At 64.7% G+C, this 21,905-nt stretch carries 15 protein-coding genes; 6 read left to right on the top strand and 9 right to left on the bottom strand.

The window, feature by feature from the left end; all coding sequences use genetic code 11:
* The first annotated feature begins 286 nt into the window (after positions 1 to 286).
* The gene (locus tag AD72_RS20455) at positions 287 to 628 is read left to right on the top strand and encodes an STAS domain-containing protein (RefSeq protein WP_082469065.1); all 342 of its coding nucleotides are present in this window, start codon (positions 287 to 289) and stop codon (positions 626 to 628) included.
* A gap of 79 nt (positions 629 to 707) precedes the next feature.
* Here AD72_RS20455 and AD72_RS20450 read toward each other — a convergent pair whose 3' ends face one another.
* From AD72_RS20450 to AD72_RS20425, 6 genes are all read right to left on the bottom strand, one after another.
* On the bottom strand, positions 708 to 2,684 hold the full coding sequence (locus tag AD72_RS20450; RefSeq protein ID WP_031468142.1) for an aconitate hydratase: 1,977 nt from the start codon (positions 2,682 to 2,684) through the stop codon (positions 708 to 710).
* 41 nt (positions 2,685 to 2,725) lie between these two features.
* Positions 2,726 to 2,950 (bottom strand): hypothetical protein, encoded by a 225-nt coding sequence (locus AD72_RS20445; RefSeq protein ID WP_051898821.1) that lies wholly within the window; start codon positions 2,948 to 2,950, stop codon positions 2,726 to 2,728.
* Between the two features lie 33 nt (positions 2,951 to 2,983).
* A complete protein-coding gene (locus AD72_RS20440; RefSeq protein ID WP_231644912.1) occupies positions 2,984 to 3,613 on the bottom strand; it encodes an HhH-GDP family DNA glycosylase in 630 nt (209 codons plus the stop codon).
* Between the two features lie 57 nt (positions 3,614 to 3,670).
* Entirely contained in the window at positions 3,671 to 5,038 is a 1,368-nt protein-coding gene (locus AD72_RS20435) for an NAD-dependent succinate-semialdehyde dehydrogenase (protein ID WP_031468140.1), read from the bottom strand.
* A gap of 62 nt (positions 5,039 to 5,100) precedes the next feature.
* Complete coding sequence (locus AD72_RS20430) at positions 5,101 to 6,105, bottom strand: baeRF2 domain-containing protein (protein WP_156365295.1); 1,005 nt, start codon at positions 6,103 to 6,105, stop codon at positions 5,101 to 5,103.
* A 1,010-nt stretch (positions 6,106 to 7,115) separates the two neighbouring features.
* Positions 7,116 to 8,906: a thiamine pyrophosphate-requiring protein gene (locus AD72_RS20425; protein ID WP_031468138.1), complete on the bottom strand. Its 1,791-nt coding sequence runs from the start codon at positions 8,904 to 8,906 to the stop codon at positions 7,116 to 7,118.
* Positions 8,907 to 8,980: 74 nt separating this feature from the next.
* Here AD72_RS20425 and AD72_RS20420 point away from each other — a divergent pair, with 74 nt between their 5' ends.
* Genes AD72_RS20420 through AD72_RS20405 form a run of 4 tightly spaced genes read left to right on the top strand, consistent with a single transcriptional unit; the run spans position 8,981 to position 15,766 of the window.
* Positions 8,981 to 11,890 carry an FAD-binding and (Fe-S)-binding domain-containing protein gene (locus tag AD72_RS20420; protein WP_051898827.1) on the top strand — a complete coding sequence of 970 codons (2,910 nt, stop codon included), beginning with the start codon at positions 8,981 to 8,983 and terminating at the stop codon, positions 11,888 to 11,890.
* Positions 11,887 to 13,656 carry a glycoside hydrolase family 15 protein gene (locus AD72_RS20415; RefSeq protein WP_031468136.1) on the top strand — a complete coding sequence of 590 codons (1,770 nt, stop codon included), beginning with the start codon at positions 11,887 to 11,889 and terminating at the stop codon, positions 13,654 to 13,656. Before AD72_RS20420 ends, AD72_RS20415 begins: the two co-directional genes overlap by 4 nt.
* Positions 13,657 to 13,658: 2 nt before the next feature.
* Positions 13,659 to 14,666 (top strand): SDR family oxidoreductase, encoded by a 1,008-nt coding sequence (locus AD72_RS20410; RefSeq protein WP_031468135.1) that lies wholly within the window; start codon positions 13,659 to 13,661, stop codon positions 14,664 to 14,666.
* Positions 14,639 to 15,766 carry an enolase C-terminal domain-like protein gene (locus tag AD72_RS20405; protein ID WP_231644911.1) on the top strand — a complete coding sequence of 376 codons (1,128 nt, stop codon included), beginning with the start codon at positions 14,639 to 14,641 and terminating at the stop codon, positions 15,764 to 15,766. Before AD72_RS20410 ends, AD72_RS20405 begins: the two co-directional genes overlap by 28 nt.
* A gap of 481 nt (positions 15,767 to 16,247) precedes the next feature.
* Here the strand turns inward: AD72_RS20405 and AD72_RS20400 are convergent, their stop codons facing one another.
* From AD72_RS20400 to AD72_RS20390, 3 genes are all read right to left on the bottom strand, one after another.
* The gene (locus AD72_RS20400; protein WP_031468133.1) at positions 16,248 to 18,272 is read right to left on the bottom strand and encodes a CocE/NonD family hydrolase; all 2,025 of its coding nucleotides are present in this window, start codon (positions 18,270 to 18,272) and stop codon (positions 16,248 to 16,250) included.
* Positions 18,273 to 19,148: an ATP-grasp domain-containing protein gene (locus tag AD72_RS20395; protein ID WP_425480778.1), complete on the bottom strand. Its 876-nt coding sequence runs from the start codon at positions 19,146 to 19,148 to the stop codon at positions 18,273 to 18,275.
* Positions 19,149 to 19,684: 536 nt separating this feature from the next.
* On the bottom strand, positions 19,685 to 20,863 hold the full coding sequence (locus AD72_RS20390) for an NAD(P)/FAD-dependent oxidoreductase (protein ID WP_031468131.1): 1,179 nt from the start codon (positions 20,861 to 20,863) through the stop codon (positions 19,685 to 19,687).
* 61 nt (positions 20,864 to 20,924) lie between these two features.
* Here AD72_RS20390 and AD72_RS20385 point away from each other — a divergent pair, with 61 nt between their 5' ends.
* On the top strand, positions 20,925 to 21,905 hold the full coding sequence (locus AD72_RS20385; protein ID WP_197285027.1) for an acyl-CoA dehydrogenase family protein: 981 nt from the start codon (positions 20,925 to 20,927) through the stop codon (positions 21,903 to 21,905).

The raw sequence follows: 21,905 nt of genomic DNA, 5'->3' as shown, positions 1-21,905 counted from the left end.
CCACCGCGAAACCCGCCGAAATCGGCGAACTGAACGCCGGCTCGTGGTCTGAACCGATGTTTTCAGCGTAGGACGACTCGGCTGTACGGGCAACGAACACCATCACCCATTCGGAGGTTTCGTACTCGGGTCGGTATTGCGTTACGGTGAGGAACTCGTGGTTGACACGGCAGCTACGTCCAGATGGCGCGTGTTCCACCACTCGGTGAGAATCACCGCCGTCCGTCGAGCACTCTGCGAAGTCGTTTTCCTAGCGACGCACACTGCAATCTCGTAGTACGGAGGCATGACAGTGACGACGAAACCGGGAACCAGCAACCGCGATCCCCATAACGCCGTGCCGATCATCCGATTCGACGGCGAGATCGACCTGCGAACCGAGGCCCAGTTTGCCGCACGGATCGACGAGGCGCGCCAGCACGAACCTCGCGCGATTCTGATCGACTTACGAGAGGTCACCTTCTTCGGTTCGGCGGGGATTCGTCTCCTTGCCGACCTCGAACGTGAATGTTCTCGTCACGGCGGGCGGCTGACAGTGCTGCCCAGCCCACCAGTGCGCAAGGCGCTGCGGCTGATCGGAATGATAGGCAGGTTCGACTTGGGCGGCCGTTACGCCGATGTCGCCTGAACCGCTGGCGCCAGGACCGGCCGAGTCGCCGATCCGCCACCGGACGCTCGCCGGTCGCGGGTGGCCGCGGATCTGTTGGTCACCCGGTGGCCGGTGTTTCGTCGGCCAGGGCCGGAATCAGTCCGCCCGACAGCACGAGACCGACCTGCCGGGACGAAAGGCGGTGGCGCGCGCCGAATTCCTGCCGCTTGGTCAGGTTCTCTACGACGATCGTCTCGTCGCTGTACAGAACCGTATGCAGGCCGGAGATTCGCAGCTGATCGCCCACCTCGATACGCTGCAGATCCCGCTCCTGGACGAATTCGAGCGGAAGAAGGCCGAAGTTCACCAGGTTCTGCCAGTGTATTCGCGCGAATGAAATCGCGATGACGATGCGCAGGCCCAGATACCGTGGCGTGATTGCGGCATGCTCGCGTGAGGATCCCTGACCGTAGTTCGCTCCGGCCACGACGATGTGCTCGCCTTCGGTCCGCGAAGCTCGTGCCGGATAATCCGGATCCAGGCGAGTGAACGTGAATTCGGCGAGCTCCGGGATATTCGAGCGCAGCGGCAGTGCCTTCGCTCCGGCCGGGGAGATCTCGTCGGTCGAGACATCGTTTCCGGCACGCAGCAAGACTGGCCCCGAGACAATGTCGGACAGTGCGGACAGTTCAGGAAGCGCCGAGATATTGGGGCCCTTGACAATTTCTACGGTGCGGGCTTGTTTCACGGGCAGCGGTGCCACGAACGCCGAACCCGCCGTCTCGGTTCGTTGCGGGACGGTGAGTTTCGGCGGTGCTACATTGTGTCGGCGCGCGAACACGGCGGGGTCGGCGATCGCCCCGGTCACTGCCGAAGCGGCGGCCGTTTCCGGGGAACACAGCCATACCGCATCATCCGGTGTCCCGGAGCGGCCGGGGAAGTTACGGGGAAAGGTACGCAAGGATTGCTGGCCAGGGGCCGGCGCTTGGCCCATACCGATGCACCCGAGGCAACCGGTCTGGTGCAGTCTCGCTCCCGCCCGGATGAGGTCGGTCGTCGCGCCGATTCGGGTCAGATCGGTGAGCGTCTCCCGGGAAGCCGGGTTGATGTCAAGGCTCGCTGTGTCTGCAACCCGGCGCCCCCGCACCATGGCAGCAACCACGCTGAGGTCACGCAGCCCCGGGTTCGCTGAGGAGCCGACTACGACCTGGTGCACGGGTGTACCGGCGACCTCGCGTACCGGCACTACGTTGTCCGGCGCAGACGGCTTCGCGATCAGCGGCTCGATACTGGACAGGTCGATTTCCTCAGTCACATCATAGCGCGCGTGTTCGTCGGCCAGCAGTGGAACGAAATCCTCGGCACGCTGTTCCGACTCCAGAAACGCACGTACCTGTTCATCGGCGGGAAAAACCGTGGTGGTCGCTCCCAGTTCGGCTCCCATGTTCGCGATGACGTGCCGGTCCATCGCGGTGAGTGCGTCCAATCCCGGACCGTGGTATTCGATGATGCGATTACGTCCGCCTGATACCCCGTGTCTGCGCAGCATCTCCAGGATCACGTCCTTTGCCGAGCACCATGGGGGGAGCGAACCGGTCAATCGCACGCCCCAGATCTGCGGCATGCGCACGTACAACGGCTGACCGGCAATGGCCAGTGCCACCTCCAGTCCGCCGACACCGATCGCCAGCATGCCGAGCGCCCCGGCGGCGGGGGTATGCGAGTCGGAACCCGCCAGAGACTTGGACGGGACCCCGAAGCGTTGCATATGAGTCGGATGTGAGACGCCATTACCCGCCCTGGAGAACCAGATTCCGTAACGCTGGCACGCGGTTCGGAGGTATTCGTGGTCCTCGGCGTTCTTCTCGTCCGATTGGAGCAGGTTGTGATCAACGTACTGGACGCTGCATTCGGTGCGAGCGCGATCCAGTTCGAGCGCCTCGAGTTCCTGCATGACCAAGGTTCCGGTCGCATCCTGCGTCAGCGTCTGGTCGATTCGCAGCGCCAATTCCGCGCCCTGGGCCACCGGCTGGCCGATCCGGTGCCGGTCGATGAGTTTCTCGGCGACACCGCGGCCTTCGATTCGTGCTTGCATATTTGGTCGCGTACCCCGGCGGGCTCATGGTAATCGCCGCGTCAGCCTTCCGAACGTTCCCTGTCGAGTTTCTCCTCGAGCGACTCGCCGCCGCGTTGCTCGGCAGCGGTCAAGCCGTGTCCCGTGGCTGCCGTCCAGTCCTCCGGGGGCTCGCGCCCCGATTCCAGTGGATCCTCGGCGAGCGTATCCTCGTCCAGCTGCTCGCTGATCTGGATCGCTTCCGGTGTGCTTTCGACCTGCTCGTCGGCGCGTTCCTCGTCTGCCATGACGCTTACTCCTCCCGTCACATGATGCGCGCGCTATCCGGCGACCGCCGCACGCACCTGCTTGGCCGTGGTCGGCCGAAGCCCGGCTCGTACCAGTGCGGCCGCAGCCGCCGGAAGCCGCCCGGCGGCCACGAGCTTCCTCAGTGCCTCGGGGCTCTGCGGCAGACCGAGGGCTTTCGCACCCTGCAAAGCTTTCTGGTCGAAACACGGGCGCAGTTCCGGCCAGATGCCTTGTACCTCCCGGCAAAAGATGTTCGCTCCGGTCGGTCCGATTCGCGGGAGCTCGGTGAGCCGTTCCCTGATCCCGTCCGCGGAAGCGCCCGCCCGCCTGCGCAGCTCACGGAGGTCGCCCTGATACTCGCGCTGCAGCAGCTCGGCCCCCTGCCCCAGCGCCGTAGCCGTCTGCTCATCGTAACGCCGGTACCCGGCCCTGCCGAGCGCATCGACACGCTGCTGCCACGTCGCCGCGGCCATCCGCCGCGGACTGGTCATGCCCGCCTGGGTGAGTTCCCGGGCCGCGGCGACCGCGATCTCGGCCTTGATCCGCGTCGAGAGCAACAGCGCGAGCACCGAGAGCCGATAGAGCGGCGATGGTTTGTCGGCCAGCCGGATGCCTGCTTGCTCAGCGTAGGTCTGCCCGCAGACGTCGAGTGATCGCCGCATGATGTCACCATCCATGGTCATGTCGAGCGACTACCCGCTGTCCGCGGCCGTGAAACCTCAGTCGGCCAGCCACACCGTCTTCGGGTTGGTGAAAGACTGGACACCGAATCGAGCCAGTTCACGACCATATCCGGAGTGCTTCACACCACCGAACGGCACCTCGGGCGTGGATGCGGTGAACTCGTTGACGTACACCATCCCGGCCTCGATTTCGTCGATGCACCGCTGTTGTTCGGCCTCGTCGGTGGTCCAGACACTGGCACCGAGCCCATACGGTGAATCGTTGGCGATGCTGAGCGCTTCGCTCACACTCGCGGCCTGCCAGACCAGCGCCACCGGCCCGAAGAACTCCTCCCGGTGGCCCGGCGAGTCCAAGGGGATCTCACGCAACACCGTGGGCGGGTAGAAGTTTCCAGCTCCCTTGACCGGTGTTCCGCCCGTGACCAGTTGCGCCCCGGCGGCGACGGTATCGGTGACCTGCCGGTGCAGTGTACGAACTGCTTCCTGCGAGGACAACGGCCCGAGTTCGGTCTCCGCGTCCATGGGGTCCCCTACCCGCAATGCCTTGAACTGTTCGGTGAGCCTGCGCAGAAATTCTTCGGCAATGTCCTTGTGCACGACGAAGCGCTTGGCGTTGATGCAAGATTGGCCGTTGTTGAGGATTCGGGAATTGACCGCAGCCGAAACGGCGCGGTCCAAATCGGCCGAGGGCAGAACAACGAAGGGATCGGCACCGCCTAGCTCGAGAACTGTGGGTTTGATGTGCCGCCCGGCCGCCGCGGCAACCGCACTGCCGGCCGCCTCGCTACCAGTCAGTGTCACGCCTCGCACCCGCTCATCGGCGATCACCGCATCGACCTCTGATGAGGAGATGAGCATCGTGGTGAGCACCCCGTCTCCGCATCCGGCTTGAGCCACGATCTCCTCGATCGCCAGTGCACACTGCGGAACATTCGATGCGTGCTTGAGTAACACGGTATTGCCCGCCAGCAGAGCTGGGGCGGCGAACCGGAAGACCTGCCAGTACGGGAAGTTCCACGGCATGATGGCGAGGATCGGGCCGAGGGGCTGATAACGGGTGAACGCCCGGGCACGTTGCACCGTCCAGGGCTCGTCCGCGAGCAGGTCGGGGCCGTGCTCGGCATACCAATAGCAGCCGGCTGCCGCCTTTGCCACCTCGGACCGCGCGGCTCCGATCGTCTTGCCCATTTCTTCGGTGGCCAGCCGGGCGAGGCGTTCGGTGTCCTGCTCCAGCGTGGACCCGATCGCTCGTAGTTGCCGGGCGCGCTCGGCGGCCGATGTCGACCTGCGTGAATCGAAGGCCTTGCATGCACCGTCGATCGCCTGCTGAATACCGGCCCGGTCCAGGGGTTCGAAGGTCCTCAACACCTGCCCGGTCGTGGGATTGATGCTGTCGATCGGCACGTCATTCTCCTCGGGTCAATGCAGCTGTTGATTTGTTCGTGCTCCGCTGCCACACCACGAGGTCAGGACCGTGCATAGCGCAGCAATGCGGCCACCGAATCTCTGACCACCGTTTCTTCCGGCAATAGACCGACCCCGGCGTCGGTCAGCGCGCATTCGCGCAACAGCGATGCCTCGTCAACTCCCGTATCGTGCTCATCGAGCAACAGCATGTCCACAGCACCTTCCGATGCTGCTTCGCCCACGGGCCCGGCGCCCTGCACCGCCGTTTGGTGAGCCAGACCGGCATCCAGACGTTCGGCCAGCTCTGCCCTTTCGGCACTCTCGTGCTCCTCGGCGATGCGTAGCAATTCCTCGGTCAGCGACTCCTCCGATGCGTTGACATCCTTGCCACCACGGTCGGTTTCGGCGAGTAAAACCGCTGCACGAGCACCGACACGAGATCGCAGCTCCGCACGTGCCTCGACGGCTCCTGCGAGCAAGACGATCGACGGCCTGAACTGTTCCACCCTGGTGTCAATCAGCGCAGCGATCTCCTCGGCATTACGTGCTCGGTTCTCATCGGCGTGCCGCTGGATCCTGGCGTGCGCAAGCTGGCCGCCCCGTGGATGATGCACCTTGTTCCCCGCCGCGCCACGCACCTCGCTGGCACCCACATCCGCGAGTTCCTGCTCAGCAGCGACAACGAGACGGTGTATATCGGCGCTGTGCTGGTCCGCCACCACCAGGAGTATCCGGGTAGTTTTGGCTGATTCGCGAACGTAGGCGCCCAGATACGGCTCCGGACCCCAGCGGACGGTGTCGCCACCGCCCTGGCTCGCATCCACTGCTTCGTCCAACAGCACCTGCCCGCCTGCCCCGACGAGCACCCGACCGTCAGCCTGGATCGAGCCTGGCTGTTGAGCTTCGACCGCACGCTCCACCGCGTCGAGACTGTCCGTGTCGGCAGTGTCGGCTACCTGTTCGTGCAGTGCACGCCAGCGCAACCACACGTGCTCGGCGGCATTTTCATCCGGCGAACCACCGGCCAGGTACACAGTAAGAAAAGGTCCTTCGCTCTCATACACGAGCTTCAACGATGACAAGCGCACGATTCTCCTCCCGGCACCTACCGCCTCGCCGCGGAAGATACCCACACGTCCTCTCGCGCAAACTCACCGCTCGATATTCGGACGGCGGCGCTCATCGAGACTCAAAATTCAGGACACGCGCCTGCGCCGAGACCGTGGTCATATCCTGATGGTGGGTCGCCAATTTCGTTGGTCACGCGCATCGGTGGCACGGCAGCATCTGGCGGCGTCTAAGGTCACGGCACCGGAAGACGTCTCTCTCAGCGGGCTCGACAACCACGGCCACTTCGTGTTCACAGCCCTCGTCCTCGACGCACCCGACACCATCACGGTCGCCCGGGCTGTGGAGGCTCCGACCGCGGCGGCGTAGACCAGCGGCTGCGCATGCGCTGGATATTCGGACCGCCATGACTCCGCCGGGTGATGGCCGCAGTGTTCGCACCACTGCACCGTGGCGACCGGGCTGTTCGGATACGAGGCGAATCACTTTCGCTTCGTGCCGGTGCATGGCAACGATTGGATCGGACTGCTCGTCTTGGCCGACTGCATCTGCCTGCTGACCGAGGTACGCGCCGTCCGCAGCGGACCGAGACGTCTGCCCCGGCGAGGCCGACCGCCTCTCTGACATCGGCCTGCGCGCCAGGTTGGCGGCTGCGGCCGGTGGGGCAACCGGTGGTGAGGTCGTTGCCGCGATCGAGGAAGCGAATCTTTCGACCGGCTGCGGCTACCCCGGTTCGTGCCGCCGGCGCGCGCCCGGTCGACAGACCCGGCAGGATCATGTTGCCTGGATGAGCGAGCCGAGCACCACCGACGACTCCGCAGTTCTTCGAGCTGTCCGCGTCCATTATCACGACCCGTTGAGCCGCACTGTCCATGCCAACCGTGGCGAAAACGACAGGGCGGCCGACCTCGCTGGCTTGGGTGATGCCGCTGCGCGCGGCAATGACCTCCACCTCCAGCCCTGGGTTCTCGATGCCAGATTGGCGCCTCCGCACTGTCCGACACTGCTAGCTTTTGCTCGGTAGGAACTCCTGCAGTTTGGTTTTCGCACCATGTACGAGGATGTTCCAGGCGTCCGGGTCACCGCGAAGCATGGATTCGGTAGTGGATTTCATTTGCTCGAGCGTGGCGTGCGGTGGGATCGGCGGGATGCTCGGGTCACAGTGAATGTCCAGGATGAAAGGCCGGTCGGCGGCGACTGCCCGGTCCCATGCCGGGCCGATCGCCTCCGGCTCGGTCACTTCGACCCCGTCCAATCCGAGTAGATGCGCGAAGGCTGCGTAGGAGACCTCGGGAAGGTTTTGGGATTCCTCGAACTTCGGCGAGTGCGTCATCGCCCGCAGCTCCCAGGTGACTTGGTTGAGGTCATTGTTGTGCAACACGCAAACGATACACCGAGGGTCATGCCACCGTGGGAAATAGCGGCGCAGGGTAAGCAGTTCAGCCATCCCGTTCATCTGCATGGCACCGTCACCCACGAGTGCGATCGAGGGGCGCTCCGGGTGCGCGAACTTCGCGCCGATCGCATACGGTACGCCCGGCCCCATCGTGGCAAGCGTTCCCGAAAGGGAGGCTCGCATGCCTTCGCGAATCTTCAGGTGGCGTGCGTACCAGTTGGCTGCGGAGCCGGAATCGCTGGTGATCATCGCATCGGAGGGGATGCGTTGGGACAGTTCCCACACGAGCCGCATCGGGTTGGTCGGCTCGGCGCTGACCCTGGCCTGCTTTTCCATGGTGTCCCACCAGGACGTCACGTTCGCTTCGATGGTCTGCCGCCACGACCAGTCGTTCTTCTGATGCACCAAAGCGTTGATCCTGGACAAGGTGCTTGCCGCATCGCCGATCAGATTGACCTCGGTGGGATAGCGCATACCGATGAATTTGCCGTCCAGATCGATCTGGATCGCCCGTGCTCGTTCGAAATCGGGCAGGAACTGCGAATACGGAAAGTTCGATCCCACGATGACCAGGGTGTCGCAGTCTCGCATGAGCTCATAGCTCGGCCGTGTACCGAGCAGACCGGCCGCGCCGGTGACATACGGCAGATGGTCGGGAAGCACATCCTTGCCGAGCAACGCTTTTGCGATTCCCCCGCCCGTCAGCTCGGCAAGTTCACGCAGTTGCGTAGTCGCTTGCCGGGCGCCCTGACCGGCGAGGATCGCGACTTTGGCGCCGGAGTCGATAATGTCCGCTGCCTTCGCGATGTCCTGTTCGGGTGGGACCGGTGCGCCCCGAACGAGTCCCGGTGGGCTCGATGGAACGTGTTTGAACGCATGCTGTGGTGGCGTGTAGTCCAGCTCCTGTACATCCGCCGGGATGATCAGCGCCGTCGGTGCCCGCTCGGCAAGCGCTGTGCGGATAGCCCGGTCGAGCGCGTTGGGCAGCTGCTCCGGTACGTTCACCTCGACCAGGTACTCACTGGCCACATCTTTGTAGAGAGCCTGCAGATCCAGTTCCTGCTGGTAACTACCGCCCATGGCGCTGCGTGCGGTCTGCCCGACTATCGCCACAACGGGAACATGGTCGAGCTTCGCGTCGTAGAGGCCGTTGAGCAGATGTACCGCGCCCGGCCCGGAGGTGGCTAGACACACACCGAACGTGTCAGCGAACTTGGCATAACCCACGGCTTCGAACGCGGCCATTTCCTCATGCCGTGCCTGAATGAACCGCGGTTGGTCGCCGGCTTTCCCGAATGAAGCGGTGATCGCGTTGATGCCATCACCTGGATAGGCGAACACCTGCTCGACTCCCCACTCGCGTAGTCGGCGCAGTACGAAATCTGCAACGTTGTCGGCCATGTTTCCTCCTCGGGTGCCGGGGTACCTCTTTCTTACGTACCCAGCCGGTGTCGAGCCCAACCATGGAGGATGCGATGACCGCGGTCGGTTCCGAGACCGGATCGAAAGCAGAATGGACCGACTTGGCGGCCGCACTGGCCGATGCTCTCGATGGCGAGGTGCGATTCGATGACGGCAGCCGAGCGACCTATTCCACGGACGCTTCCAATTATCGTGCGCTACCGATCGGCGTTGTCGTGCCGCGCACCATCGAGGACGGTGTCGCGGCTGTCGAAGAATGTAGGCGTCATGATGTTCCGGTCTTGTCCAGGGGAGGCGGTACGAGTCTCGCGGGTCAATGCTGCAATACCGCGGTCGTGCTGGACTGGTCGAAGTATTGTCACCGGCTGGTTTCCCTGAACACGGACCGCGCGACCGCGGTCGTCGAGCCGGGGGCGGCAGTCGATCCGCTCAACGATGAACTTGCCCCATACGGACTCATGATCGGTCCCAGGCCGTCGACGCACGCCTCCTGCACGATCGGTGGGATGATCGGTAACAACTCGTGCGGCTCCACCGCGCAGGCTTACGGCAAGATGGTGGATTCCGTCGTGCGGCTGGAAGTGCTGACCTACGACGGTGCGCGCATGTGGGTCGGACGCACCGGCGAGGACGAGTATCGCGCGATCCTGGCCGAAGGTGGCCGTCGCGCCGAGATCTACCGAGAGCTGCGGGCTTTGCGAGACCAGCACCTGGCCGAGATTCGGACCGGCTATCCCAGCATCCCGCGCCGGGTATCGGGTTACAACCTCGACTCCTTGCTACCGGAGAACGGGTTCGATGTGGCGAAAGCGCTGGTGGGCAGTGAAAGCACCCTAATCACAGTCTTGCACGCGGAGGTGCGGCTTGTCGAGGCACCCGCGGCGAGATCACTGGTGGTGCTCGGGTTCCGCGACGTCTACGCGGCGGCCGACGCGGTGCCCGAGATCGCGAACCATGAACCGTCGGCGTTGGAAGGGCTGGACAACCGGCTGATCGAGTTGGAGAAAAGCGAACAGATCGCTGGTGACGCGCTGGCCGAGCTGCCCCATGGTGCGGGCTGGCTGATGGTGCAGTTCAACGGGAGCGACACGGACGAAGCCGACAGCAGAGCACGCGAACTGGTCGACGAACTCGGGCACGGCGAACACGCACCCAGCCGTGCGTTTCTCGACGATCCCGAGCACGAGGACCGGCTGTGGAAGGCGCGGGAGGCCGGTCTCGGCGCGACGGCCTACCCACCGCGGAGCGCCGAAACCCATGAGGGATGGGAAGACGCCGCGGTTCCGCCCGACCAATTGGGACTGTATCTGCGTGCCTTCGCCGGCCTACTAGAACGCTTCGGATACGAGCAGTCCGCGCTATACGGGCATTTTGGGCACGGCTGCGTGCACACCCGGATCCCGTTCGACCTGAAAACCGCCGAGGGGGTTGCCGTGTACCGCGAATTCGTGCGTGAGAGCGCGCAGCTCGTGGCGTCCTTCGGTGGATCTCTATCCGGGGAGCACGGCGACGGGCAATCCCGCGGTGAACTTCTCCCGCTGATGTTCGGAGATCGGCTCGTGCGGGCGTTCGAAAACATGAAAGCCATCTTCGACCCCAACGGCCGGATGAATCCCGGCAAGGTGGTGCACCCACATCCGCTGGACCACGATCTGCGTCTCGGCACCGGGTACCTGCCGATCGAGCCGGCGACGCACTTCAGCTACCCACAGGACGAGCACCGGTTCAGCCACGCGGCTGCGCGGTGTGTCGGCGTTGGTAACTGCCGCAGCCACTCCGGTGGAGTGATGTGCCCGAGCTATCGAGCCACGAGAGAAGAAAAACACTCGACCCGGGGAAGAGCCCGACTGTTGTTCGAGATGCTCAACGGGGACCTCGCCGCGTCCCGTTGGCGCTCCACCGCAGTACGAGATGCGCTCGACTTGTGCTTGGCGTGCAAGGGATGCAAGAGCGATTGTCCGGTCAATGTGGACATGGCCACGTACAAGGCTGAATTTCTCGCGCAGCACTACGCTCATCGGCCGCGCCCGGTCACGCACTACTCCATGGGCTGGTTACCGCTGTGGGCGAGGATCGCCGCCGCCGCTCCGAAGACGGCCAACCTGCTGGCGCACACTCCCCTGCTTGCCGGATTGGTCAAACGTGCCGGCGGGATCGCCCCGGAGCGCGAGATTCCCCGGTTCGCTCCCCATCGATTCAGCCGCTGGTTCCACGCTCGCGGGCCGTCATCGGGGCAGCGTGGCAGCGTACTTCTGTGGCCGGACACCTTCACCAACAACTTCGAACCTTCGATCGCCCTGGCAGCCGTCGAAGTACTCGAGTCCGCGGGATTCGGCGTGACGGTACCGAACCGCACTGTCTGTTGTGGACTAACCTGGATCAGCACGGGGCAATTGCGCACGGCCAAACGGGTAGCCAGACACACTCTCGACACTTTGCGCGCCGAGTTGCGCACGGGAACCCCGGTCGTGGTGCTGGAACCCAGCTGTGCGGCGGTGTTCCGGTCGGACCTGCCAGATCTGCTCGACGGAGACGAAGATGCCGCACGGCTGGCCGGTCAGACCCACACCTTGGCCGAGCTCCTGCGCGAGCGGGCTCCGGACTGGCAACCGCCTGAGCTGGGTACGGGGGCGGTACTGCAACCACACTGCCACCAGCATGCCGTGCTCGGTCTCGACGCGGATACCGCGCTGTTGCGTGCGTGCGATGTCGACGCCGAGATTCTGGACGCCGGTTGTTGTGGTCTGGCCGGGAACTTCGGCTTCGAACGTGGTCACTACGACGTATCCATGGCGTGCGCCGAAGACGCGCTGTTGCCCGCGATCAGGACGACGGCGGCGGACAATCTCGTCCTGGCCGACGGCTTCAGCTGCCGGGCCCAGATCACCCATGGTGATACCGCACGCACACCCGTACATCTGGCCGAGGTTCTGGCTCAGGCGTTGCGGGGCGATTCGTCGTGACCGCGAGTCCGCTATCGCAGCAGCTTCCGCCCGTTCGGCCGCACGTGTTGCGGGAGTATGCCCTGCTGGCCGACGGCGAGCGAGGCGCGATCATCGGCCCGGACGGTGAACTCGCCTGGATGTGTGTGCCGAATTGGGATTCGGATGCCGTTTTCGCCGCCCTGCTCGGTGGTGGTGGCTTCTACCAAGTGTGCCCAGACGACGGTTGGTTCGTCTGGGGCGGTAGTTATGAGCCGGGAACCCTGATCTGGCACAGCCGGTGGCGAACCAGCGAAGCCACCGTCGAATGTCGTGAAGCACTGGCCTTTCCTGGTGACCATCGCCGTGCCATCGTGTTACGGCGGATTCGGGCGGTGCGCGGTTCGGTGCGGGTCCGGATGCGGTTGTCCGCGCGTGGTGACTTCGGTCGCGTCCGTCCCGGACAGGTCGCCCTGTCCGACGGCATCTGGACGATGCGCGCCGGTGCACACCGGCTGCGCTGGTCCGGTGCTGGTCAGGCACGGGAAACTGCAGACGCGTTGTGCGCCACGACCGAACTCACCACGGGCCAGAACCATGATCTGATCTTGGAACTGAGCGATCGGCAACTGCCGGACCAGTTACCGGACCCGGACGTGTTGTGGCCGGAGACCGAAGAGGCGTGGCGTCGCGCGGTTCCCGGTTTCGCCGACACCATAGCCCCGGGCGATGCCGCGCACTCGTATGCCGTGCTGCGCGGCATGACCAGCCACACCGGAGGACTGGTGGCCGCGGCCACCACATCTCTTCCCGAACGCTCCGACGCGGGAAGAGACTACGACTACCGATTCACGTGGATCCGCGACCAGTGCTATGTGGGCCAAGGTATCGCCGCCCACGGGCCGCACCCATTACTGGACGACGCTGTGCGGTTCGTCAGCGCCCGCCTGCTCGAGAACGGACCACGACTTCGCCCCGCCTACACCGTCACCGGGAAGCAGCTGCCCGACGAGCACCAACTGTCGCTGCCCGGATATCCCGGCGGAGTGGACCACATCGGCAACAAGGCGCGGCGGCAGTTTCAACTCGACGTCTTCGGCGAAGCCCTACTACTGTTGGCCGCCGCCAGCCGATGGGGACGACTCGACGCCGAATCCTGGCGAGCGGCAGAGATCGCCGTCGACGCCATCAGCCGGCACTGGCGTGCACCCGATGCAGGGGTGTGGGAACTGGACGACCACCGCTGGACCCACTCCGGGCTGATCTGCGCGGCAGGTCTGCGCGCGATGGCGCAGACCGGAGACCGGGCTGCCACAGGCGCCGAGTGGATTGCGCTTGCCGACCGGATCACCGCGGAGACGACGGCGACGTCGCTGCATCCTTCCGGGCGCTGGCAACGCGCCAAGGACGACCCTGGAGTCGACGCGGCCCTGTTGCTACCGGCCATACGCGGCGCGATACCCGCTGATGATCCGCGCAGTACGGCAACCCTGGCCGCAGTGCGCAAGGAGCTGAGCACCGATGCCTACGTTTACCGTTTCCGCCACGATCAGCGCCCGCTGGCCGATGCCGAAGGCGCCTTCCTGATCTGTGGATTCCACACCGCACTGGCCGAACAACAAGCAGGGGACGAAGTGGCGGCCCTACGCCGGTTCGAACGCAACCGCGCCGCCTGCGGACCACCCGGGCTGTACACCGAAGAATACGACGTGGTGCAACGACAGCTGCGCGGCAATCTGCCGCAGGCATTCGTGCACGGCGCCCTTATCGAGGCCGCCACCCGGCTGACCGCGAGCCGAGGAGGCTGAGCATGTCCTACCGCGACAAGGTCATCGTGATCACCGGAGCCAGCGGCGGAGTCGGCAGAGCGGTCAGCAGAGAGCTGGCCGTACCAGGTCACCGGATCGCGCTACTTGCCCGCGGCGAGGATGGTCTCGCCGGCGCGGCCGGTGACGTGCGGGACCGCGGCGCCACCCCCATGCCCGTGACCGTGGACGTCGCCGACCACGTCGCGCTCAGCGCCACCGCGGACGACATCGAGCGCGAGCTCGGTCCGATCGACCTGTGGATCAACGACGCGTTCAGCTCGGTGTTCGCCCGGTCCTGGCAGATCGATCCGGACGAGTACCGCAGGGTCACCGAGGTGAGCTATCTCGGCTACGTCTACGGAACTCTGACCGCGCTGGCGCGGATGCGGCCGCGGAACCACGGAGTGATCGTGCAAGTCGGTTCGGCGCTCGCCTACCGGGGAATCCCATTGCAGTCGGCCTACTGCGCGGCCAAACATGCGGTGCAGGGATTCACTGAGTCGGTGCGCTGCGAATTGCTTCACGAACACAGCAAGGTCCGGATCACCATGGTGCAGCTGCCCGGACTGAACACCCCGCAGTTCGACTGGCTGACGACCCGGCTACCCAAACCAGCGCGGCCGGTTCCGCCGATCTACCAGCCCGAGATCGCCGCCCGTGCCATAGCGCACGCCGCACACCACCCCGGACGCCGCGAATACTGGGTCGGCGGACCCACGGTTGGCACGCTGATCGGAGACAAGTTCGCGCCGGGACTGTTGGACCGTTATCTGGCCCATTCCGGTTTCGAAGCCCAGCAAGCCGAGCGCGCTCCCGCGGATTCCAGGCCCAACCTGTGGCGGCCAGCCGACTCCAGGCATAACGGCGATCCGGGCGCGCATGGTTCATTCGATCGTTTCGCGAAGCCACGCAGCTGGCAGCCGGTCATCTCGAGGCATCACGGTGCGGCGGCCGGAGCGCTTCTGGCCGCGGCAGGTTTGCTGTGGCGCTGGCGGCGACGTTCGCCATGACCGAACCGCGCGTCACACAGCTGCGGGTCCACGCCTTCCGGGTTCCCACCGATGGGCCGGATGGCATGGAGACCGACGGTACCCTGAGCTGGGAGTCCACCACGGTCATCGTGGTCGAGGTCAGCGCCGCCGGAACTACCGGAATCGGCTACACCTACGGCGACTCGTCCGTCGCGACGTTCATCCGCTCGCAACTGGCCCCGCTGGTACTCGGGAGCGACCCATGTTTTCCTGCCACCATCTGGTCTCTCCTGTGCACGGCGATTCGCAATGCCGGCAGACCGGGAGTCGGTTCGATGGCGATCGCGGCCGTAGACATCGCCTTGTGGGACCTCAAGGCGCGGCTGCTCGACATGCCACTTTTTGCCCTGCTGCCAGCCCACCGGATCGAGGTTCCGGTGTATGGCAGCGGTGGCTTCACCAACTATCCGATCGGCCGGCTTATCGAACAGCTCACCAGGTGGGTCGCGCGCGGGATACCGCGGGTGAAACTGAAAACCTCACGGAATCCCGAACGGGATCCCGAACGGATTTCGGCCGTACGCGCCGAGATCGGCGATGATCCCGAGCTGATGGTCGACGCGAACGGGGCTTTGAGCCGCAAACAGGCCCGGTACTGGGCCGAGCGGTTCGCCGATGAATGGCGCATCACCTGGTTTGAGGAACCGGTCAGCTCAGCGGACCTCGATGGGCTCCGGTGGCTGCGCGAACACGGCCCGCCCGGCATGGACATCACCGCGGGAGAGTACGGATTCGTACTCCGCGACTTCCACAACTTACTCGAAGCAGGTGCGGTCGACTGTCTGCAGGCCGACGTGACCCGCTGCGGTGGCATCACCGGCCTGCTCGAGGTCGCGGCCCACGCTTCTGGCTGGCAAACGGACATTTCCGCGCACTGCGCGCCCGCGGTGTCCGCGCACGCCTTCTGCGCCGTACGTCAGCTGCGACATCTCGAATACTTCCACGACCACGCCCGGACCGAACGACTGCTCTTCGACGGGACACTCCTACCTGACGGCGGCTTCCTGCGTCCCGACCCGAATCGTATCGGGCTGGGGCTGGCGATCCGCTGGCAAGACGCGGAACGGTACCGTATCTGAAACGGGATCGCGGCAGCTGGCAAAGGATCTGGATGCTGGGTCCGTTGCGGCAACCGATACGCCCGGGCGAGCCTGCCTTGGCACCGACGCAGTACCGGAGAATCCGATCACCGCCCTTGTCCGCTCCGATCCTATTCGTGTCGCAGCACCGTCCACCGGGAGAGCTCTTCGAATCGTCGATGGCCGTGGCACCTGTGCCCTCGGCAAGCTTGCCTCGTTCGCAGTTCCCACAGTGCCCACAACAGATGTTGAACGGCAGACACGCGGTCGCCGTGGCGACCGTGTTCGACCCCTTTCGCCGAGCTCCACTCCCCGGGGGTCTCGATGCCGGGTCGAGGACATCCTTGATCCGCACATCTCGGGGCCTGTCATAGACGAGTGCCTTCAGTGGTGGACTCGCTCGCTTGAGCAACGCTTCGTGGCCTGAGCTCCTGGCCTAGCCCGATATTCGTGCCCGAACCATCCGCCCGCACGTTCGACCTCAGAGGTGTTTTCTGGGAATGGTGTGCTGCCAGTTCAGCGATACGGTCCGCTGCTGGTCTTCGTAGGCGTCCAATTCGGCGTGCAAGTGGAAGTTCTCCTGGTCCGAGCTCAGTATCGTTCTGGTGACCGTGGTGGTCGCCCAGTCCTCGCGCGCGAACGAGGTCACACATCGGACGTCTCCACGTACCGAGTGGAAGTCGTCCCCGGTCCAGGTGTACCGCTCGTCCACTCGTTGATCGACCTCGAGGCCGATGTCCTCGAAAATGCGGCCCCCGCTGTCCTTGACCACATGCAGCTCGGCGTCGTAGTCGACGAGATCCCTGGAGACACGCCACTGTCCGGATCCCGGACGCGCCCGCGTGACCTCGACCGGTTTCGCACCTTCGGGTTCATCGAACGGTGTCACCTCGGGCTCGTCAGGATCGTTCTGCTCGCGCACGGGCAGGCTGAAGCAGCTCTCCTTCGTGTACACACTGATGCAGACTGGTTCCGGTGGCGGCCAGGCCAGCGGCCAGTACGAACTGGACAGGGAAAGACGGATCCGGTGGCCAGCGGGAAATGTCTGGGCTACACCGTTGAGCGGCACACGCACGCGGTAACGGTGTCCCGGCTCCAGCGGTTCTGGCTGATCATGGCCGTAGCGATGGGTGAGGTTGAGCAGGCCGTAGCTGACTCTGGTGGCACGCCCGTCCGGCGCGACATCTGAGAGCCGTGCCGCGAGCATGGCGACCGGCCGGTCGACCGAACACTCGAGTTCCAGCACCGGGGTACCCAGGATCTCGCAGGGCGCTTCGAGCGGCTCGGTATCGAAGACAAGTGATCCGCCGTCTTCCTCGCGCTGGTCGTAGGGCAGGTCTGGAGGAGCGTTGTACGAGCACCACTTCCCACCGAACTGACCGACCGACAATGGCGATTCGACAGTCAGCATGGTGTCCTCGCCGGGCTCACCTGCGGGAGCGATGCGGTGAGAAGAGAGTGCGTACCGTTGATCGGTCACCAGTGGCGAAGGCCATCCCGGGTCACCGACCCAGCGTCCCGGCCTACGCTCATAGGAAGTGGATGGCGGAACGCTGTCCTGCATCCAGGTGCGCAACATCGGCCCGTCCATCGCGCCGTTGTCCGCGTCCTTGAGCCAGTGATCCCACCACTGCACCAGTTCCTGCAGAAATCCGATGGCCGGGCCCGGTTCGCCGAGATGCGGGTATTTGTGCGACCACGGTCCGATGAGTCCTTTGCGCGGCACGGCCAGCTCGGCCATCATGCGCAGTACCGCGTTCGAATAGCCGTCCGCCCAGCCACTCACAGCCATTACCGGGACGTCGATCGCGGTATAATCCTCGCAAATCGAACCATGACGCCAGTAGTCGTCGCGGTACTGGTGACGCAGCCACGTTTCCAGCCACAGGCCACTGTTCTCCAGCCGCTCATGCCACATTCGCTGCCAGCGCTGCCCGACCACCCTCGGGTCAGGTGGACAAGCGTTGTAGGCGAACATCGTCGATGCCCAGGAAAGATTGTCGCTGAGCAGACAGCCGCCCATGTAGTGCACATCATCGGTGTAGCGGTCATCGCTGGAACAGGCGGTGACAATGGCTCCCAGACTGCGGGGCCTGCGCGCGGCGACCTGCAGGGCGTTGAAGCCGCCCCAGGAGATACCCATCATCCCGGTCCGCCCGTTGCACCATGATTGATCGGCGAGCCAATCGAGAACCTCCTCGGCGTCACACAGTTCCTGTTCCAGGTATTCGTCGGTGAGCACGCCTTCGGAGTCTCCACTTCCGCGCAGATCGACGCGCACCCCGGCGTAGCCGTGACCTGCTAGGTAGGGGTGGTGCACGGAATCGCGAACGGCCGTGAGATCGCGTGCCCGGTACGGGATGAACTCGAGGATCGCGGGGACCGGATGTTCCTCGGCGTCGACGGGCCGCCAGATACGCCCGGAGAGCCGGGTGCCGTCGGCAAGCGGGATCCGTACCTGTTGCTCTTCGTGGACGGCGTGCGGTAGCTCGGTGACCTCACGCACTCACTCGGCCTCCTCTCTCTCATCGAAGGCGAACGGCAACGAGCGAAGGCAGCGCTCGTACTTGTCCGTCAATTCCTGTTGGTCGCGCGCACCCAGGTGTATCGACGCGATCGCATAGCTGTAACTGTCCTGCTCGGCCAGATCGGCCAGTCGTTGGCCCGGTTCGACGAGCACGTCCACAGCGCAGCCGCTCATCTGGCGTTCAAGCGCGTCGACCTCCTCATCGGTTGGTACGCGCAGGACCCGTCCGCCGACGAAGCGGCGGACGAAATATTTGGCCGCCACCGCGTACGGCCCTTTTCGGTGCGGGAATTCGACCTCGAGACCGAGCGCCAACCGCACCATGACCCGGTGGTTCGGCGTTCCGTCAACGTATTCGAACAGCATCGCGTGCGATTGCGAGTGCCGTGGATTGACTTCGAGGAGCTTGATCTCGTCGGCGTCCTCGTTCCAGAAATACTCGATGTTGAACGCCGAATGCCGCAAATCGATCCGCTCGACCACGCGTTCGGAAATATCGACCAGCCGCCGTTGCACATCCGACGGCACCTCTGAGGGATACCGATAGTAGTGGAAACTCGACGTGTCCGGGTAGTTGTGCGAGTCGATGATGCCGTAGACGACGGTTTCCTCCGCGGTCCGATAGCCCTCGACGGTGACCTGGCTTCCGGTCACCGCGTGTTCGGCCAGACAAGCCTCTCCCCCGGCTTCCCGAACGGCAGCAGGCTGTTCGACCCGGTCGAGCAATCGTTGGAAGGGCGCTCCCACGCGTCCGATGCCCTTACTGATCTCATCCAGCGCCGAACGGAACTCGTGGTCGTCACGAACCTGGAAAGCGAGGTCAGAAGAGAACGATTTCACCGGTTTGAGCCACATCGGGTAACCGATATGACCGGGAGGAACACGGTCGTCGAATGAGACTATGTCGAATGCCGGATATTCCGTGATGACCCGCTGCTGTTCCAGTCGGCTCCAATACTTGTGCTCGCAGATGAGGACCGCACGCAACCCAGTGCTGCGCAGACCGAAGCGTTCGCATAAAATCGGGACCATCGAGCTCACCGGGAAGTCCCAGTAACCGACCACAGCGTCGATCCGATCCGGGAAGGCTTCCAGCTCTTCGATCGCTTTGTCCAGCAAATATTCCAAAGTCAGGCTGTTCGCGTCCAGTAGTTCCTCTACCGACAACAGCGGATGGAACCGGCACTCAGCCGACTCGCACGCCTCGGTGAGCGTCTGTTCATTGCGTTCGTCGAGGCCGAGCACGAACACGTTCTGGGTTTCGTTCACCTGGATCGACTACCCGGATGTGTGACTGTTATGCGTGCGATTCCTGCGTCGTTCGGAAGCAAGCGGGTCCGTGACCGCCGCCCGTATCGACCTGTTACAACAGCCGTTGGCATGTCGAGGTGCTATCCCACTTCGGAAAGCGGTACCGCGCGACGGACGCGATCCGTGCCGCGTTCGTATTCCGTGTCGGCATTATGTGTGAGGACACCGACGATGACTCCGTCACTGCCGTACCAGACGGTGAAGGAACCGTCGTCCTGACTGAATACCCGGGTTTCGTCGAAACCATCGCCCCACGCCGAGTACTTCAGTGTTCGTTCCCCGAGCGCGGTCCAGAATCCTGGCGGATTTCGCCATTCGGTGTCCGCGCCCGCGATGTTGGTGCCGGCGATCTCCCCCATGGCCAGGGCTTCGCCCCAGTGCTCGACCGGAAGCGGTCGGCCCGCCATGGCATTGTCCGCCAGAGCGACATCCCCTGCGGCGTACACATCGGGGGCAGTAGTGCGCATCCGCGTATCGGTGCGGATGCGCCCGGAGTTCACGGCGAGGCCCGCCTCGGCCGCGAGTTCGACGCGAGGCTGAATTCCGGTGGCCAACAGCGTCAGTTCAGCGTCGATCGTCCGCCCATCGGCCAGCCGCAACCTGCCATCGGCTGTGACATCGGCCAAAGGCGCGGATAATTCGGTGTGGACCCCTTCGGCATGTAGCCAAGCCAGAATATGGGCGCCGGCGAAGGCGCCGAGCCGCTGCTGCTGCGGAAGATCCTCGGGTGCGGTCAGGGTCACCGATTTCCCACGCCGAGCAAGGGAAACCGCGGCTTCGCAACCGATGAATCCGGAACCGACGACAGCGACCGTTTCGGACCGTTCGGCATCCGAACGAAGTTCGGAGGAGCTTTGGAGTGAACGCAGTGTACGCGTGGTCTTGTGTTCGAGTCCTGGTACCGATGGCGGAGAAGGGCGTGCGCCGGTCGCCAGGACGCAGTGCCCGTAGTCGATCGTGGTACCGGATCGGGTTCGCGCCCGATGTCGTCCCGGAATCAGTTCCGTCACCGGTTCCCGTAGGCGCAGCTCGATCTCGTGCTCACGGTAGAAGTCCCCGGATTCTACCGGCAGCTCATGCTCGTGGAGCTCACCGCGCAGGTATTCCTTGGACAGCGCAGGCCGGAAATAGGGCGCCGTTGTGTCCGCGGAGAGCATGACCACACGGCCCGTTCCTCCCGATTCCCGGTAACCGCGAGCAGCGGCTGCCCCCGCCGGTCCGCCGCCGATCACCACTACCGCCACTTGTTCGTCAGTCATGACCAGGTCGTACCCGAAGTTCGCGGGGTTTATTCCTGGCGCTGGCGGGTACCGGCCGAGCATGACCACGATCGAGGAGACCGATACCAGTCAGCTGGCGACCGCTGCGTTCGAGCCGATCGCCGACGAGGCGCTGCGGCAGTGCGGTCACCCCGGCACGGGGTCCCCCGGACAACGTATGCGGCGGTGGCAATACCTGTACGAGATCGGTGCGCGCAATCTCGATCTGGCCCGGTTGGCCGAGGCACACGTGGACGCCGCGACGATCAATGGAGAGCTCGGCGGCCCGGCGGTGAAACCGGGGCAGTACTGGGGCGTATGGGCTGCCGATCCGCCCACCTCGTTCGTCGAGGGTATTCGAGACGGTCACGGGATATGGCGTCTCGTCGGAACCAAGCAGTGGTGTTCCGGGGCCACGGTGTACACGCACGCACTGATCACCGCGCACTGTCCCGACGGAGTACGGCTGTTCGCCGTGGACTGTGCCGACGCGGGAGTCGAGCCGGGACCACCGAGCTGGCAGGGGGTCGGGATGGCCGGAAGCGACACCAGGACCGTGACCCTGCATGATGTCCCGGCCACCCCGGTCGGCGAGCCCGGAGCCTACCTCGACCGTCCCGGGTTCTGGTTCGGCGCGATCTCGGTAGCCGCCTGTTGGCTCGGCGGAGCTGCCGGAATCGCCGGACCGCTCTATCGCGCACAGGGCGCCGACGCGCTCGATGACCACGGCAAGGCACACCTCGGCGCGGTCGACGCAGCGCTTGCCGCAAGCCGCTGGGCACTGTCCGCCGCCGCCAGTGAGCCATGGGACGACCTCGCCGCCGCCCAGCTACGGGCGCTCCGCGTCCGCGCGATCGTCGAGAACACGGCTCAGGTCTCGATCGATCATGTTGGCCGAGCGCTCGGACCAGGGCCACTGGCCACCGACACCGAACATTCGCGCCGGATCGCCGACCTGCTGACCTATGTGCGGCAAAGCCATGCGGAACGAGACCTCGCGGCACTCGCCAGGTTATTGGACGAGCCGGACCTGGGCTGGTGA

Origin of the sequence: Sciscionella sediminilitoris, assembly GCF_000737195.2 — a bacterium.
Taxonomy (GTDB): Bacteria; Actinomycetota; Actinomycetes; order Mycobacteriales; family Pseudonocardiaceae; genus Sciscionella; species Sciscionella sediminilitoris.
This window is presented reverse-complemented; position numbering and strand designations above follow the sequence as displayed.

What these genes read in the sequence shown, in the direction of transcription:
- AD72_RS20455 (WP_082469065.1), top strand. Translation starts at nt 287, where the DNA reads ATGACAGTGACGACGAAACCGGGAACCAGCAACCGCGATCCCCATAAC.
- AD72_RS20450 (WP_031468142.1), bottom strand. Translation starts at nt 2,684, where the DNA reads ATGCAAGCACGAATCGAAGGCCGCGGTGTCGCCGAGAAACTCATCGAC.
- AD72_RS20445 (WP_051898821.1), bottom strand. Translation starts at nt 2,950, where the DNA reads ATGGCAGACGAGGAACGCGCCGACGAGCAGGTCGAAAGCACACCGGAA.
- AD72_RS20440 (WP_231644912.1), bottom strand. Translation starts at nt 3,613, where the DNA reads ATGCGGCGATCACTCGACGTCTGCGGGCAGACCTACGCTGAGCAAGCA.
- AD72_RS20425 (WP_031468138.1), bottom strand. Translation starts at nt 8,906, where the DNA reads ATGGCCGACAACGTTGCAGATTTCGTACTGCGCCGACTACGCGAGTGG.
- AD72_RS20420 (WP_051898827.1), top strand. Translation starts at nt 8,981, where the DNA reads ATGACCGCGGTCGGTTCCGAGACCGGATCGAAAGCAGAATGGACCGAC.
- AD72_RS20410 (WP_031468135.1), top strand. Translation starts at nt 13,659, where the DNA reads ATGTCCTACCGCGACAAGGTCATCGTGATCACCGGAGCCAGCGGCGGA.
- AD72_RS20395 (WP_425480778.1), bottom strand. Translation starts at nt 19,148, where the DNA reads ATGTGGCTCAAACCGGTGAAATCGTTCTCTTCTGACCTCGCTTTCCAG.
- AD72_RS20390 (WP_031468131.1), bottom strand. Translation starts at nt 20,863, where the DNA reads ATGACTGACGAACAAGTGGCGGTAGTGGTGATCGGCGGCGGACCGGCG.
- AD72_RS20385 (WP_197285027.1), top strand. Translation starts at nt 20,925, where the DNA reads ATGACCACGATCGAGGAGACCGATACCAGTCAGCTGGCGACCGCTGCG.